The 235-nt window shown below is 60.4% G+C and carries 1 protein-coding gene; it reads right to left on the reverse strand.

Features of this window, described 5'->3' with window-relative positions:
* The coding region (locus AC0L3U_RS40245) for a hypothetical protein (RefSeq protein ID WP_473365250.1) at positions 1-235 on the reverse strand (235 nt) is incomplete at both ends.

The raw sequence follows: 235 nt of genomic DNA on the forward strand, positions 1-235 counted from the left end.
CGCAGGGTCAAGAGGCCCGGGGTGGCGCGCAGCTGGGTCAGGTGCTCGATGGGTTGATGGGTGGGGCCGTCTTCGCCCACACCGATGGAGTCATGGGTAAACACGAAGATCACCGGCAACTCCATGATTGCCGCCAGACGAATCGGCGGTTTCATGTAGTCGCTGAACACCAGGACCCAGTCTTTCTTGACCTTGAGATCCTTGCCGTATTCGCCGTCGGCACCAAGCAGACGTG

It is taken from the genome of Bradyrhizobium sp. Kon69, assembly GCF_055807515.1.